This window comes from Pseudomonas sp. MWU12-2029, assembly GCF_023242425.1.
In the GTDB taxonomy this organism is placed as follows: Bacteria; Pseudomonadota; Gammaproteobacteria; order Pseudomonadales; family Pseudomonadaceae; genus Aquipseudomonas; species Aquipseudomonas kribbensis.
Genome location: NZ_JALJDY010000020.1, coordinates 1 through 14,070 on the forward strand (window position 1 = coordinate 1; position 14,070 = coordinate 14,070).

Below are 14,070 nucleotides of genomic sequence, written 5' to 3' on the forward strand. Positions count from 1 at the left end.
GTTGATGCCCTGTTCCGACTGCGCGTAACTCAGCGTGTCGATGCCGTTGTAGCCGTCGAGGTTGTCGGCCGCTGCACTGGCGTAGAACGTATCGTTGTAGTTCGAGCCTCGATAGCTTTCGATATCGACAAAGGTATCGCCTGCCGCGAAGCCGGTGTGCACACCGGTTTTCAGGTTCAGACTCACACCCACGCTGGTGGGTACATCCTCATAACTGGCGATGTCAAAACCTGCGCCGCCATTGAGCTGGTCAGCGCCGTCTCCTCCCATCAATATATCGTTGCCGCCTCCGGCATTCAGAACATCATTCCCCGCCAAACCTCGCATCTGATCAGCGTCCGCAGTTCCTGTCAGAGTGTCTGCACCGGGAGTTCCGTTGATTATCGCCATTACATCGTCCTTGTTTAAGTGTGAAGCAGAAGGGTTAAAGCTGCCTGATCTCCATCTCGCAGAATAATCTCCCGGCTCAATGGAGCAGGTTGTGCACCTGGGTTCAATGCGCACGAATCGTTATCGGCAAAAGTCATGGGTTCAACATAAAAACAGACATAAAAAAACCGACGCCACAGCGTCGGTTTTCGTTGTCGCGAGTACCTTGCCTCAGGTCATCTGAATGATGGTCTGCATGATGGTGCTCTGGGTCGAAATGGTCTTGGCGTTCGCCTGATAGTTGCTCTGACCCTTGATCAGGTCTACCAGTTCGTTGGTCAGGTTGACGTTCGACTCTTCCAGGGAGTTCGACACAACCTCACCCAACGTACCGGTTTTCGGCGCGTCATAACCCGGGATACCCGAAGCGAATGTCTCTTTCCAGCTGGTGCCACCGACAGGTTGAAGGCCCTGTTCGTTGGTAAAGCTGGCCAGGGCAACCTGGCCGATGGCCTTGCTCTGGTTGTTGCTGAAGTTGGCGAACAGCGTACCGGTGCCGTCAATGGTCAGGTTGGTGATCTGGCCGGTGGCGTAACCATCCTGAGTCGGGATCGAGCGCGCGGTGTCAGCGTTGTACTGAGTGGTCTTGGCCATCGAAATGGTCACACCCGCCGGGTTTGCCGATGCGCCGTTAGGCGTAAAGGTGCCGTTGGTCACAGTACCCGGTACCCATCCAGTGAGTTTCAGGTCGCTGCTGATGATCGGGTTCGGCGCAGGAGGCGGCAAGGTGCTTGGCGTGCTGACCTGAGTCAACTTGCCAGACGAGTCAAACGTCATGGTGGAGGCGACTGGCGGCGTGGTTTTCGGATCGCTGCCGGTAGCATCCGGGTTACGACCGTCCACCAGGGTGTAGACCTTCCAGGTATTGTCATCGGTTTTCACCACGTACTGATCCATGACGTGCGAGTTGCCCTGGCTGTCATAGATCGGGGTGCTGAACTGCTTGGTGTACGTTTCGAGCTTGGTTGGATCGAACACGACAGCATTGGCGCCGGTATCGATGATCTTCGGCGCGGACGAGTTCAGGTTGATCGTCGAGGTCACCAGCGAAGTGGACTTCGGCGCCAGGTTCGAGGTGTCGATCTTCAGGTCGGTCAGTACGCCGTTGATGATCTTGCCGTTGGCATCCACGCCGTAACCTTGCAGACGCGAGGTGTAGTCGGTGTTGGTGATGTAACCGTTATTGTCGACCTTGAACGTACCGGCGCGGGTATAGGAAATCGAGCCGTTGTTGCTCATGGTGAAGAAGCCGGAACCGTTGATACCCATGTCCAGCACGTTACCGGTGTTGTTGATGTCACCCTGGGTGAACTGCTGGGAAACGTTGGCCAGGCGCACGCCGTTGCCGATGACCTTGCTGCCGCTACCCAGGCGAGTGGCCGAGTAGACGTCTTCGAATTCTGCACGGGACGATTTGAAACCGGCGGTCGCGACGTTGGCGATGTTGTTGCCGGTCACGTCCAGTTGCTTGTTGGCTGCATAGAGACCGCTAAGGCCGATATTGAAAGACATATTCCACTCCTTTGTGCCGGTTAGTCGGCTCTATATACCAATGGTTTGTACTTTGGACAGGGCAACGGTGCCCTTGCCGGACAGGTTGAGCATCAGCTCGCCGCCGGTCTGGCTGATCGTCACGCTGGTGACGGTTGCCGGCAGGTAGGTCGCCATATCGGTCGAGGTGCCATTGATCGATGCGTTGGCCTTGACGGTATAGGTACCGGTCTTGACCAGGTTGCCGTCCTTGTCCTTGCCGTCCCAGGTGAAGCTCGCACTGCCTGCGGCGCGACTGCCCAGGTCGATGGTGCGAATCGCCGTGCCGCTGCTGTCGCTGATGGTGACGGTACCGCCGGCAATCGACGACGGAACGGTGACCGAACCGGTCATGCCTTTGCTCGGATCGTCGAGCTGGACCGAGTTGGTCTGCACGATCACGTTGCGGCCGACCAGCGACGAAGCCTGCAAGGCTTGCGATGAGTTGTAGTTGCCGGCCAGCGAACTCACGGTGCTGTTGAGGGTGGTAATACCCTCGAGGCTGCTGAACTGCGCCAACTGGGCAACGAAGGCACTGTTGTCCTGCGGGTCGAGCGGGTTCTGGTTTTTCAGCTGGGTTACCAGCAGTTGCAGGAACGCGTCCTTGCCCAGGGCCTGGCCGCCGGTGGAGCTGTTAGTGGCCGAAGCAATGCCATCGGCTGTCGAACTGGTCTTTTTCGACGAGTTCGCCAGGATGTCCTTCATGCTCAGGCTGCTGGTGGTATCGGAAACACTCATGGCAGTCGCCCCTTATTACTGACCGAGGGTCAGTACCTTCTGCATCATGGTTTTGGCCGTGTTCATCATTTCGGCGTTGGTCTGGAACGAACGGCTCGCGGAAATCATGTCGGCCATTTCTTCCACCACGTTGACGTTCGGGTAGTAGACGTAGCCCTTGGCGTCGGCGGCAGGATGGTTCGGCTCGTAGCGCGCTTCGAGGTTGCTCTGGTCTTCGACCACGCCGAGGACCTGCACGCCCTGGCCTGCGGCGTCCTGGTTCTGGAACAGCGAATTGCTGCCACCGCTCTGGCCGCCCTGGAACATGGTGGCGAACACCGGGTGACGGGCGCGATAGGTCTGGTCGATGCTCGACGAGACGGTTTCGGCGTTGGCGATGTTCGAAGCCACGGTGTTGAGACGGGTGGTCTGGGCGCTCATGCCGCTGCCGGCAATGTTGAAAACGCTGGACAGGGACATGGATTACTCTCCGCGCAGGGCTGAGACCAGCCCTTTGAATTTGCTATTGAGCAGCGTGAAGCTGGCCTGGAAGCCGACGGCGTTTTCCGCGTAGTTCGACTGTTCCAGCTGAGCGTCAACGGTGTTCTGGTCGATCGACGGCTGCATCGGCGTGCGATACATCAGCGACTCGTCGCCATTGCCCAGACCTTCAGCTTCGATGTGACGGCTGTTGGTCATGTTCAGGGCGATGGTGCCGCTGGCGTTCTTCTGGCTCTGTGCTTCGAGCACTTTGGAGAAATCCAGATCCCGAGCCTTGTAGTTCGGGGTGTCGGCGTTGGCGATGTTGTTGGCCAGGACTTCGGCACGCTGGGCGCGGAAGCCCAGGGCTTTTTCGTGAATTCCGAGCGCTTTATCGAAGCTGATGCTCATGTCGGGAACCTTCAGGTGACCGGGTTTTTCGTAACAGGGTTATAGCAAGCGTCGTGCCAGTTTTAAAAAGCCCCGGATTCCGGGGCTTTGCAGGGGATCGGCAAGGCGGCAATGCCAGAAAAGCGGCAACGGGCTTCCGCCGGATGCCGCTTTTCTGCCGCTTGCCGCCACCGCAAAAACCCTCAGGCATAAAAAAACGGGAGCCCCTGAGGACTCCCGTTTTTTGTGTTGCCGGTGACAGTCACTTCGCCTGGTAAATGATCCCCGGGCTGCACTGGACCATCTGGTAATGGTCCGGCAAACCGTTCAGCGCTTCGGAAGCGCCGAGGAACAGATAACCGCCCGGCTTCAGCGTGCTGTGAATGCGCAACAGGATGTCTTTCTTCACCTCGGCGGAGAAGTAGATCAGCACGTTGCGGCAGAACACGATGTCGAACTTGCCCAGGCTTGCGTAGCTGTCGAGCAGGTTGAACGAACGGAATTCCACCCGGTTCTTGATCGGCGCCTTGATCACCCAGCGCCCCGGCCCTTTCGGGTCGAAGTAGCGCTGCAGACGATCGGCGGACAGACCGCGACCGATCGCCAGGCTGTCGTACTCGCCGGTCTTGCAGTTGGTCAGCATGCTGCCGGACAGATCCGTGGCGACGATCTGCACGCCCATCTTCAACTGACCGATGTTGGTCCGCTCGAACTCGTCGATCGACATCGACAGCGAATAGGGTTCCTGACCCGACGAGCAGGCCGCCGACCAGATCCGCAGACGCTGGTTGGGAGCGGCCTTGATCGCCTCGGGCAGCACCTTGTTCTTCAAGACTTCAAACGGATAGGTGTCGCGAAACCACAGGGTTTCGTTGGTCGTCATGGCATCGACCACCTGCTCGCGCAAACCGCTGCGCGGCTGGGTCTGGATGCGCTGTACCAGCTCACCCAGGGACTTGATGCCTTGCTGCTCCATCAGTTTGTTGAGACGGCTCGAGACCAGGTACTGCTTGTTTTCACCGAGCAAAATGCCACAGGCTTTTTCCAGGAAGACCCGGAACTGTTCGAAATCCAAATTACCCGTAGACAAATGATGCCGCCTCTTAAATCGTGTTGACCGCCAGGGACGGAAAGTCCCTAGCTGATATCTGCTGCTTTGATCCGGTCGACTACCCGGGATGCCAGGTCATCAGGACGGAATTTGGCCAGGAAGTCATCGGCACCGACTTTCTTGACCATCGCCTGGTTGAACACACCCGACAACGAAGTATGCAGGATGATATGAAGCTTTTGCATGCGAGGGTCGCCGCGAATTTCCGCCGTCAGGGTGTACCCGTCCATCTCCGGCATCTCGATGTCGGAGATCATCATCAGGAACTCTTCTTCCGGCTTCTTGCCCTCGTCGACCAGCTTGCGCAGGTAATCCAGCGCCTGCTTGCCGTCGTTCAGCGCCACCACTTCGACACCGACCGTCTGCAGGCAACGTGTCACCTGCTTGCGCGCCACCGACGAGTCATCGACCGTCAGCACCCGCAGAGACAGCGCCTTGCTCTGGGTCTCGACATCCACCACGCCGACCGAAATCGCTTCCGGTGTCGGTGCGACTTCCGCCAGCACCTTCTCGACGTCGATGATTTCGACTAACTGATTGTCCACCCGAGTCACAGCGGTCAGGTAATGATCGCGACCGGTCCCCTTGGGTGGCGGATGGATCTCTTCCCAGTTCATGTTGACGATACGTTCCACCGAGCGCACCAGGAAACCCTGGGTCTTGGTGTTGTATTCCGTGATGATCACGAACGGACTGTTCTTGTCTTTCAACGCACCGGAGCCGGTCGCCATTGCCAGATCGAGGATCGGAATGGTCGCCCCCCGGATATTCGCCACCCCGCACACGACAGGACTGGACTTGGGCATCAACGTCAGTTGCGGGCACTGCAGCACTTCCCGAACCTTGAACACGTTGATCCCGTAGAGCTGCTGGCCGTCGAGACGGAACAACAACAGCTCCAGGCGATTCTGCCCTACCAGTTGCGTGCGCTGGTTCACCGAATCCATTACACCAGCCATGCCCAGACTCCTACACCAACGCCAAGTGTTGTTGCGACGCACATTCATTGCTAAACGGCACGGCGCTTGCTTTTTAACTCGTATGAACATTCAAACGACATTTTTCCGACGCCTGACATCCCCTATCCGCAGAGGACTTTGCGCGGTGTCTGCCGCTTGCCTGTTTTTCGCGGGCAGCCCTGCCAGTGCTGATGCGGTTACCTTGCCTGACATGCTTATCGGCGTCACTCAGGGCTTTCTTGAATTCACCGTAGAAGACTATCTGGCTACCAGTCAAACGGAAGGGCGTTATGAAATCGAGGTCAAGCAGCTCGATCCGCGCATGCGCATGCCTATGTGCGACAAGGAATTGACAGCGTCCCTGGAGAGCCCGGGACGCCCCCTGGGCCGTGTAACGGTCAAGGTCCGCTGCGAAGGCGCCTCCCCCTGGACCGTGTTCGTACCCGCTCAAGTCCGCCTGTTTCGCCCGGTCGTGACCACCACTCGCCCGCTCAAGCGCGCCGGCATCATCGAGCCCCAGGACGTGACCCTGCGCGAGCATGATGTCAGCCTGATCAACCAGGGCTTTCTGACGTCGGTGGATGAGGCGATCGGGCAGAAATTGACCCGACCAACGGTCGCCGACCAAGTGATTACCCTGGTGCATCTGGAACAGGCGGAAGTCGTTCGCAAAGGCGATCAAGTGGTGATTACCGCTCGCAGCGGCACGCTGTCCGTGCGCATGCCGGGCGAGGCCCTGTCCAACGGCGGCCTGAAAGAACAGATTCGAGTGAAAAACCTCAATTCCCAACGGGTCATCAAGGCGCAGGTCATGGCGCCGGGCCAGGTGGAAGTGGCAATGTGAGCAACGATTGGAGCAATGACAGGAAAGCCTCGTGAGTGATCGCGCAGAAAACTGGCGCCAACCTGAGCTGTTCCCTAAACTGTGCCGCAGCAGGATCTGTGCGGCGCATGCAGGCTTATTGGTAAAAGAGCCTAAAGTTTTCCAGGGGATGGCCGAGAACATGGCAAGCGTCCAAATTCCCAGAGGTTTTTAACATGGTCATCGATTTCAGCCGTTTGAACAGCTCCTCGTCACTTACGGGCAGTACACGTACCAGCGCGCCCAAGGAAACCGCCGAAACCGGCACCTCCGCGCCGCTGAATACCCCGGCCGAACAGGCCAGTACCGCAAAAAGCGGGGAATCGGTACACCTCAGCAATGAGGCTCAACAGTTGCAGAAGGTCACTGACAAGCTGCGTGATCAGCCTGCCGTCGACAAAGCCCGCGTGGCCGAGTTGAAAGCAGCGATTGCCGATGGCAGCTACAAAGTCGACAGCAACCGTGTAGCCAGCAAACTGCTCAACTTCGAAGCCCAGCGCTAGGCCTCGGCCTGCGCCAGGCTTTTGGACGCTTAAAACCCAAGGCCAGCCATGCACGACACTACTTTATTGCAACTGATCACCGACGACTTTGCTCCAGCTCAACAACTGCTGGAGTTACTGCATACCGAGTCCCTCGCCTTGCACGGTCGCGACATGCCCCTGCTGGAAGAAATTCTGGCGCGCAAACAGGCATTGATCATTCTGCTCGAGCAGCATGGCCGCAAACGCAGCGAAATCCTCGCCAGCCTCAATCTGTCGCTCGACCGCCAGGGCCTGGAACAACTGGCCAGCCAGTCGAGCATCGGCGAGCAGTTGCTGAGCCAGAGCGATGTCCTGACCGACCTGATCGCCCAGTGCCAGGCCGCCAACGCCAAGAATGGCCAGTCGATCGTGATGCAGCAGGCCGCCACGGCCAATCAGCTGAAAATCCTCACCGGTGGCGAGCCTCCCGCGCTCTACGATGCCAGCGGCACCTTCTCCAAACTGCAGAAACCGCGCGCGCTCAGCCAGGCGTGATGCTTTCTTCCATGCTTGCGCCCTATCAACGCGCGATACATGCTGGCAAAATACTGGCCAGCCGTAGTCAAAATTTGTCTGGAGATTGATTTAACGTGTCCAATGATGACGCTCCGCAGCCCCCAAAGGTGCTTACCACGCCCCTGGAGATCTCCAGCAATCTGCGCCAGCTGCAAGAGAGCCACGATCCGCTGATCATCACCTTTCACGAGCGCAGTCAGCGTTTCCAGAGCTACCTGATCAAGGTCGACCGGGAAACCGCCACCATTGCCCTGGACGAAATGATTCCGCGCGATGGCGAGCGCTTCCTGCTGGCTGGCGAACCCTTCAAGGTCGAAGGCTTCCACGAAGGCGTGCGCATCGCCTGGGAATACAACGGCACGCTGGACATCAAGGAATCCGACGGCGACCGCTTCTATGTCGGCGAGATGCCCACCGAAGTGGTCTATCATCAGCGCCGCAACGCCTTCCGCGCCGCACTGAAACTGACCGATCTGGTGAGCGTCGAACTGGGCGGCGAAAAACTCAAGTCGCCCATCGGCGGCAAACTGCTGGATATTTCCGCCACCGGCTGCAAGCTGCGTTTCGAAGGTGACATCACCGACCGCCTGCAACTGGGCCAGGTCTACGATCGCCTGATCGCCCCGCCGCTGTTCGGCAACCAGCCAGCGGCGGTCGAGCTGCGTTACCTGCACTTCGAAGAAAAACTCAACATCACCTTCGCCGGCCTGCGCTTTCACAACATCAGCGGCCCGGCAGCGCGCAACGTCGAGCGTTTCGTCTATCAGCTGCAACGTGAAGCACGGCGCTTCGACAAAGACGATCTCTGATTCGTACGCACCATGAAAAACGGGCAGTCCCTTGCGGTGACTGCCCGTTTTTTTTATGCCTGGTGTTTTTCAGAATCAAGGCCTGGCGCCACTGATGTCCGGCGCAGGATTGTCGTTGCCGGCATCCGGCTCGACAGGTGATTCAGGTTCAGTGGCGGGCTCGGGGGCCGGCTCAGGTGCAACCGTGGTCTGCATCTGCTCCTGCACCACTTGCTCGTCGACCCGCGGATCGAGCGCAGCCACCAGCGGCGAACTGGACATGCTGTCCGGCATCGCCACGTGATGCAGCGGTGCGTCGTCGACCTGGTGCAGATTGGTCACGGCTTTCGGCCGGATGCGCCACACCAGTACCAGCGCGAAAAAGGTGAAGAACGCATACAGGCTCTGGCTGCCGAACATTTTCATCAACACACCGGCCAGCAACGGCCCGATGCTGGCACCCACCCCGTAGGTCACCAGCAGCATCGCCGTCAGCGACACCCGCCGATCGCCTTCGACATGGTCGTTGGAGAACGCGACGGCCAATGGGTACAGGCAGAACTGCACCAGCGAACACAGGAAGCCGACGATGAATAATATCTCCAGCGGCACCTGCGGCATGATCGCCAGTGGCAATGCGGCTATAGCCAGAAACCCGGCGAAGCAGCGGATCAACAAGGCCCGGTCATAACGGTCGGACAACCAGCCCAACGGCCATTGCACCAGCAGCCCGGCAAAAATGCAGGTACCCATGAACAGACCGACCTGTTCGGTGGACAACCCCTGCTGCGATGCATAGAGCGGTGCCAGACCGTAGAACGAGCCGATGATCAGCCCTGCCCCGAGCACCGTACTCAACGACTGCGGCACGCGCTTGATAAAGAAGCGCGGCTCCATCGGCGCCGGATGCAACGGTGCCGGGTGAATCCGCCGGGTCAGTGCCACCGGCACCAGACACAGGGCAAAACACAGGGCGACCAGCATCAGCAGTTCCAGGCCCAGGCCCGGGTGCATGACCAGGATCAGCTGACCGAGCACCAGCCCCAGATACGAGGCAATCATGTAGCCGCTGAACACCACACCGCGCTGGTTGGCGTCGGCCTGCTCATTCAGCCAGCTCTCGATCACCATGTACTGACACATCATGCCGAGGCCGACGATGGTCCGCAGCACCAGCCAGGCCGGCAGCCAGTCCACCAGACCATGACCGAGCACCGCTGCGCCGACGATCCCGGCACACGCCGAATAGGCGCGGATATGTCCGACCCGGGCAATCAACCGGTGACCGATCTTGCCGCCCAGCACCAGACCGAAATAGTTGGCCGCCATCAACGCACCGACCCACAGTCCGTCGACATGGTCGGCCGCCAGGCGCAAAGCCAGATAAGTGGAAAGAAGGCCCGAGCCGATCAACATCATCAGCGAGGCGAAATACAGCGCTCGAAAGGATTTCCAGATTTGGCGCATCGGCGTTCCGAGCGGCTCCTTGCGGTGAGTGTCGGGCTATCGAACGATAGCCCGATGACGACATTTCGTCAGGCCTGGGCTGCCAGAACGCGCCGTTCCCAGGGAGTGATCTCATCAAAGAAACTGGTCAGCTCCATAGTCTTCGAAGCGATGTAGCCTTCGATGAACTCCTTGCCGAACAGTTCCTTGGCCAACTGGCTGCGTTTCAGACGCTCGAGCGCAGCATGCAACGTACACGGCAGCGAAAGATTGTCCGGCACTTCGAACTCACCCTGGATCGGCGCGCTCGGTTCCAGCTCATGCTCGATGCCGTGCAGACCCGCTGCCAGGCTCGCGGCAATCGCCAGGTAAGGGTTGGCATCGGCACCCGGCAAACGGTTCTCGACCCGACGGGCGACCGGCGAACTGGCCGGAATCCGCAGACCCGCCGCGCGATTGTCATGGGACCAGCAGGCGTTGTTCGGCGAGGCGAACGGATGGCAAAGGCGCTGGTAGGAATTGACGTTCGGCGCAAACAGCGCGGTAAAGTCCGCCATGCCCGCCTGCTGCCCGCCGATGAAGTGGCGGAACATCGCGGTCGGCTGACCGTTCTCATCGCTGAACACATTCTTGCCGCTGCCGATCTCGACGATGCTCTGATGGATGTGCATCGAACTGCCCGGCGTATGTGCCAGCGGCTTGGCCATGCAGACCACGGTCAGGCCATGCTTGAGCGCGACTTCCTTGAGCAGGTGCTTGAACAGGAAGGTCTGGTCGGCCAGCAACAGCGGATCACCGTGCAACAGGTTGATCTCGAACTGGCTGACACCCATCTCGTGCATGAAGGTATCGCGCGGCAGGCCCAGGGTCGCCATGCACTTGTAGACTTCACTGAAGAACGGTCGCAGACCGTTGTTGGAGCTGACGCTGAACGCCGAGTGACCGTCCTCGCGACGGCCGTCGAGGCCGACCGGTGGCTGGAATGGTTGCGTTGGATCGGTGTTCGGGGCGAATACAAAGAATTCGAGTTCAGTTGCCACTACCGGCGCCAGGCCGAGGGCGGCGTAGCGGGCAATGACTTTTTTGAGCTGGCCACGAGTCGACAGGTTGGAGCTCTCGCCGGTCAGCTCATCGGCATCACAGATGGCCAGCGCGCGCGGCTCCTGGCTCCACGGTAGAGGATGGATCTGCGCAGGATCGGCCACCAGCGCGAGGTCGCCGTCATCGCTGCCGTAGAACCGTGCAGCGGGATAGCCCCCCATGATGCATTGCAGCAGCACCCCCCGGGCCATCTGCAAACGCCGCCCTTCGAGGAAACCCTCGGCGGTCATTACCTTGCCCCGTGGCACGCCGTTCAAATCCGGCGTGACACATTCAATTTCATCAATGCCCGTCAATCGCTGCGCGAGTGAACGCTGGCCATCGGTTGTCATGACGCAATCCTTGTTATTGTGCGAGCCGCGAACGGCGACCCGGACAAAATAGGCTTCAGCTGTTCGGAATATCAAGCAGCGGCCAACAAAAAGAATGCCAGTCGATGAATTCGTGAATCAGGGCAGGTAAATACTGAACACGCCGCCACCCAATGGCCCGCCATTGCGGATCTCGGTACGGCCGCCGACACCGTTGCGCTGATGCAGTGCCGCGATGCGCCCGGCGAAGTACAGACCGAGGCCGGTACTGCCACTGCTGTGATTGATGCCCTGCACATAATCGGCCTGACGCTCGAGCATCTCGACCGGGTAACCGTCACCGTCGTCGTTGATGCTCAACACCAGTTGCCCGGCCTCGTCGCTGACAGTGATCAGCAGCGATTCACGGGCGTAGCGAATCGCGTTGTTGATGCAGTTGCCGAGCACCGAGGCGATCAGTTCACGATCGAAGAAACCCAATGGACTGAGCGGGTCGACTTCGTAAGTCGCGACAATGCCGCGACTGGCGAAAACCTCTTGATGAGCCGCCAGTTGCGCCTCGATGAAATCGTCCAGTTCATGATAGGCCGGCTGCAACGGCATCTGGTTGACGCCGAGCTTGTACAGCCCGAGCAACTGCACCAGCATGCCGTTGAGGTGGGCGAACTCGAAGTCGATCACGCCCTGCTCCGGCACCTGACGCTGGTCCTCGGGCAGGCGCGCCAGCCATTGGCTGTGGGCCTGCATCAGCATGGCCAGAGAGTTCTTCATGTCGTGCACGGTGGAGGCGATCACCGTGGAAAAATCCAGTGCCTGCTCGTCTTGGTTCATTCGCCAAACGCCTTGCTTTTCAGCTTCTGATAACGCGGATAACGCGCGTCGGTATCGGGCATCATGCCCACCAGTTTCAGGCAGGCCCGACATTCTTCCAGCTCCGCCGAGGGCACACTGGTGTCGGTGCCGTGCAGCAGCGACTGCGCCATGTTCAGCGCAATGCTGATGTTCTTCGGTTGCATCTTCAGCGCCTTGCGGAATACCTCGCGGGCCTCCACCAGGTTGCCGGTCTTGTATACGCGCACGCCCTGACGGTTGAGGTCGGCGGCGGCATTACTGGAACTGAGAATAGTCGGGTCGTCGGTGAGCTTGGCGATGTCTTTCATCACCGTCGGGTCATCGCCGTAGATTTCCGCACAGCTCTTGAGCATCGACGTGCCCGCCTCGGTCTGCCCCAGCATCTGCAATTGCTTGGCGACCAGCAGCGCGGCCTCGGGGCTCATGAACTGTTCCATGCCGTCGAGACGCATCAGCGCTTGTTCGGTGAGCTTCTCGGCAGTTTCGGCGTCGTTGAGCAACAGACTGGTGGCCTTCATCAGACGCGCTCGGATCTGCAGGCCTGGATCGGTCGGGTTTTCCTTGGCCACTGCACTGAGGGTGGTATTGATCTCCAGCCGGGTGCGGGTATCGAGGCCCTTTTCGCTGCCCTTGCTGATCAGCGCATGGGCAAGACCCAGGTTGCTTTCCGGATCCTTGAAGCGCGACTGCGCACCCTGCGCCACAGCCTGACGGTAGGCCCGCGACGCCGTGTCGAAATCCTCGTTGGCCATCGCCAGTTTGCCGAGCAGCGCCTGCCGGCGTACCGCCAGTGGCGACAGGCGAATCGCCTCTTCCAATGTCCTCTGTGCGCCTTTGGTATCGCCTTCGGCCACCAGAACGTCCGCCATGCCGTCGTACAGCGCCGGCATCATCGGAAACACTTTCAGGGCTTTCTCATACACGCCTTTGGCCTGGGCCACCTGACCGCGCTTGAACAGCAACTTGCCCAGTCCGGCAAAGGCCCACGGCAACGGCCGGTCGGCGATGATGCTGTCATACAGGCGCTCAAGCGCTTCGTTCTGATTCATGTCGCGCAAGGCATCGGCGCGGTAGCGCAGGCACAGCGGCGAATAGCGGATATCCTGCTTGCACAGGGCGATACAGGCGTTGAGCACCTCGACCGGTTTACCACGGTCAAGGGCCTGCAGAATCGGCTTGAGCAGGGTCTTGCGCTGTTCCAGACGCTCCAGACGTTGCGCCAGGCCGATACGGTTGAACGGTTTGGTCAGATAGGCGTCCGGCTCATGCTCCAGGGCACTGAGTACCATCGCCTGGCTAGTCTCGGCGGTGACCATCACAAACACGGCTTCGTGACTGATCAGCTTCTCCATCATCAGGTCTTCCAGCACCTGCTGACCGTTTTTCTTGCCGTCACCCAGGTGGAAATCCTGAAGGATGAAATCGTAGGACTTCTGCGCGCACATTTTCAGCGCCTGCTCACCGGTGTCGGCGGTGTCCACGTCCTTGACGCCCAACTCGCGCAACATCGAGCGTACGGAACTGCGGAAATCCGAGAAATCATCGACGATCAGAAAACTCTTTTGGTGATACGACAGCATCGAGGATTTCCAGACAATTGAAGTAGAAGGACGAGGGCTTTCACAAGCGCGCAGATGATAACTGGAGGCTAAATGCTATCAAGCGATTTCATGCGCAGCCGATGAGATTGCAAGTGCCGATCGGGTTATCGGCCAGAAGTGACGTTCTCTGAAGCAGACACTTCAAGATTCCTTATGCAACAACTGGCCTGCTCGGCTGCTCATCCCCCCATACAAGGCTTGGCTCGTGTACATAAAAGGACGCTACATCGTGTCCGCCGGCGTTCTGCTGTTTCTCCAGCAGGCAATGGCGACCGGAATGGACTGCACAAAAGCGGTAAACGCCGTCGAAAACACTATTTGTGCCGATAAAGGGCTATATGAACTGGATGCACAAATGGGAGTGGTTTATCGGGGATTGATGAAAAGCCCCACTGATTTGACGAGTAAACCTCGGCTAGATCTGCTGCACTCAATGGGTAAGCAGAAATAGAA

General features: G+C 59.0%; 16 protein-coding genes. 5 read left to right on the plus strand and 11 right to left on the minus strand.

Annotated features, from left to right (window positions below):
- From M5B44_RS28605 to M5B44_RS28635, 7 genes are all read right to left on the minus strand, one after another.
- On the minus strand, positions 1-390 hold a 390-nt coding region (locus M5B44_RS28605; RefSeq protein ID WP_412546982.1), incomplete at its 3' end, for a calcium-binding protein.
- 210 nt (positions 391-600) lie between these two features.
- Positions 601-1,941 carry a flagellar hook protein FlgE gene (flgE, locus tag M5B44_RS28610; RefSeq protein WP_248741288.1) on the minus strand — a complete coding sequence of 447 codons (1,341 nt, stop codon included), beginning with the start codon at positions 1,939-1,941 and terminating at the stop codon, positions 601-603.
- A 30-nt stretch (positions 1,942-1,971) separates the two neighbouring features.
- Positions 1,972-2,697: a flagellar hook assembly protein FlgD gene (gene flgD / locus M5B44_RS28615; protein WP_248741289.1), complete on the minus strand. Its 726-nt coding sequence runs from the start codon at positions 2,695-2,697 to the stop codon at positions 1,972-1,974.
- Between the two features lie 15 nt (positions 2,698-2,712).
- Complete coding sequence (flgC, locus tag M5B44_RS28620; RefSeq protein ID WP_054593596.1) at positions 2,713-3,156, minus strand: flagellar basal body rod protein FlgC; 444 nt, start codon at positions 3,154-3,156, stop codon at positions 2,713-2,715.
- A 3-nt stretch (positions 3,157-3,159) separates the two neighbouring features.
- Positions 3,160-3,567, minus strand: coding sequence for a flagellar basal body rod protein FlgB (flgB, locus tag M5B44_RS28625; protein WP_248741290.1), 408 nt, complete (start codon positions 3,565-3,567; stop codon positions 3,160-3,162).
- A gap of 241 nt (positions 3,568-3,808) precedes the next feature.
- Positions 3,809-4,636: a protein-glutamate O-methyltransferase CheR gene (cheR, locus tag M5B44_RS28630; protein WP_007960327.1), complete on the minus strand. Its 828-nt coding sequence runs from the start codon at positions 4,634-4,636 to the stop codon at positions 3,809-3,811.
- A 47-nt stretch (positions 4,637-4,683) separates the two neighbouring features.
- Positions 4,684-5,616 carry a chemotaxis protein CheV gene (locus M5B44_RS28635; RefSeq protein ID WP_065258844.1) on the minus strand — a complete coding sequence of 311 codons (933 nt, stop codon included), beginning with the start codon at positions 5,614-5,616 and terminating at the stop codon, positions 4,684-4,686.
- An 82-nt stretch (positions 5,617-5,698) separates the two neighbouring features.
- On the opposite strand from M5B44_RS28635, the gene flgA reads away from it, so the two are divergent.
- From flgA to M5B44_RS28655, 4 genes are all read left to right on the plus strand, one after another.
- Positions 5,699-6,460, plus strand: coding sequence for a flagellar basal body P-ring formation chaperone FlgA (flgA, locus tag M5B44_RS28640; RefSeq protein ID WP_119429788.1), 762 nt, complete (start codon positions 5,699-5,701; stop codon positions 6,458-6,460).
- Positions 6,461-6,654: 194 nt separating this feature from the next.
- Entirely contained in the window at positions 6,655-6,981 is a 327-nt protein-coding gene (gene flgM, locus M5B44_RS28645) for a flagellar biosynthesis anti-sigma factor FlgM (protein ID WP_085711005.1), read from the plus strand.
- Between the two features lie 48 nt (positions 6,982-7,029).
- Positions 7,030-7,497 carry a flagella synthesis protein FlgN gene (locus tag M5B44_RS28650; RefSeq protein WP_248741291.1) on the plus strand — a complete coding sequence of 156 codons (468 nt, stop codon included), beginning with the start codon at positions 7,030-7,032 and terminating at the stop codon, positions 7,495-7,497.
- Positions 7,498-7,592: 95 nt separating this feature from the next.
- Positions 7,593-8,327, plus strand: a complete 735-nt coding sequence (locus M5B44_RS28655; protein WP_114884861.1) for a flagellar brake protein — start codon at positions 7,593-7,595, stop codon at positions 8,325-8,327.
- A gap of 75 nt (positions 8,328-8,402) precedes the next feature.
- Here the strand turns inward: M5B44_RS28655 and M5B44_RS28660 are convergent, their stop codons facing one another.
- From M5B44_RS28660 to M5B44_RS28675, 4 genes are all read right to left on the minus strand, one after another.
- Positions 8,403-9,773: an MFS transporter gene (locus tag M5B44_RS28660; protein ID WP_248741292.1), complete on the minus strand. Its 1,371-nt coding sequence runs from the start codon at positions 9,771-9,773 to the stop codon at positions 8,403-8,405.
- A gap of 68 nt (positions 9,774-9,841) precedes the next feature.
- Complete coding sequence (locus M5B44_RS28665) at positions 9,842-11,083, minus strand: glutamine synthetase family protein (RefSeq protein WP_248741295.1); 1,242 nt, start codon at positions 11,081-11,083, stop codon at positions 9,842-9,844.
- A 219-nt stretch (positions 11,084-11,302) separates the two neighbouring features.
- Positions 11,303-11,995: a sensor histidine kinase gene (locus M5B44_RS28670; RefSeq protein ID WP_085711010.1), complete on the minus strand. Its 693-nt coding sequence runs from the start codon at positions 11,993-11,995 to the stop codon at positions 11,303-11,305.
- On the minus strand, positions 11,992-13,596 hold the full coding sequence (locus M5B44_RS28675) for a tetratricopeptide repeat-containing response regulator (protein WP_248741293.1): 1,605 nt from the start codon (positions 13,594-13,596) through the stop codon (positions 11,992-11,994). Before M5B44_RS28675 ends, M5B44_RS28670 begins: the two co-directional genes overlap by 4 nt.
- A gap of 250 nt (positions 13,597-13,846) precedes the next feature.
- Between M5B44_RS28675 and M5B44_RS28680 the strand changes: the two genes are divergently transcribed.
- Entirely contained in the window at positions 13,847-14,068 is a 222-nt protein-coding gene (locus M5B44_RS28680) for a hypothetical protein (protein WP_248741294.1), read from the plus strand.
- Positions 14,069-14,070 lie beyond the last annotated feature (2 nt).

Bases quoted from the DNA above. Each gene is read 5' to 3' on its own strand.
- flgA (WP_119429788.1), top strand. From the start codon at position 5,699: ATGAACATTCAAACGACATTTTTCCGACGCCTGACATCCCCTATCCGC.
- flgD (WP_248741289.1), bottom strand. From the start codon at position 2,697: ATGAGTGTTTCCGATACCACCAGCAGCCTGAGCATGAAGGACATCCTG.
- flgB (WP_248741290.1), bottom strand. From the start codon at position 3,567: ATGAGCATCAGCTTCGATAAAGCGCTCGGAATTCACGAAAAAGCCCTG.
- flgE (WP_248741288.1), bottom strand. From the start codon at position 1,941: ATGTCTTTCAATATCGGCCTTAGCGGTCTCTATGCAGCCAACAAGCAA.
- M5B44_RS28650 (WP_248741291.1), top strand. From the start codon at position 7,030: ATGCACGACACTACTTTATTGCAACTGATCACCGACGACTTTGCTCCA.
- M5B44_RS28675 (WP_248741293.1), bottom strand. From the start codon at position 13,596: ATGCTGTCGTATCACCAAAAGAGTTTTCTGATCGTCGATGATTTCTCG.
- M5B44_RS28665 (WP_248741295.1), bottom strand. From the start codon at position 11,083: ATGACCGCCGAGGGTTTCCTCGAAGGGCGGCGTTTGCAGATGGCCCGG.
- M5B44_RS28660 (WP_248741292.1), bottom strand. From the start codon at position 9,773: ATGCGCCAAATCTGGAAATCCTTTCGAGCGCTGTATTTCGCCTCGCTG.
- M5B44_RS28670 (WP_085711010.1), bottom strand. From the start codon at position 11,995: ATGAACCAAGACGAGCAGGCACTGGATTTTTCCACGGTGATCGCCTCC.
- M5B44_RS28635 (WP_065258844.1), bottom strand. From the start codon at position 5,616: ATGGCTGGTGTAATGGATTCGGTGAACCAGCGCACGCAACTGGTAGGG.
- flgM (WP_085711005.1), top strand. From the start codon at position 6,655: ATGGTCATCGATTTCAGCCGTTTGAACAGCTCCTCGTCACTTACGGGC.
- flgC (WP_054593596.1), bottom strand. From the start codon at position 3,156: ATGTCCCTGTCCAGCGTTTTCAACATTGCCGGCAGCGGCATGAGCGCC.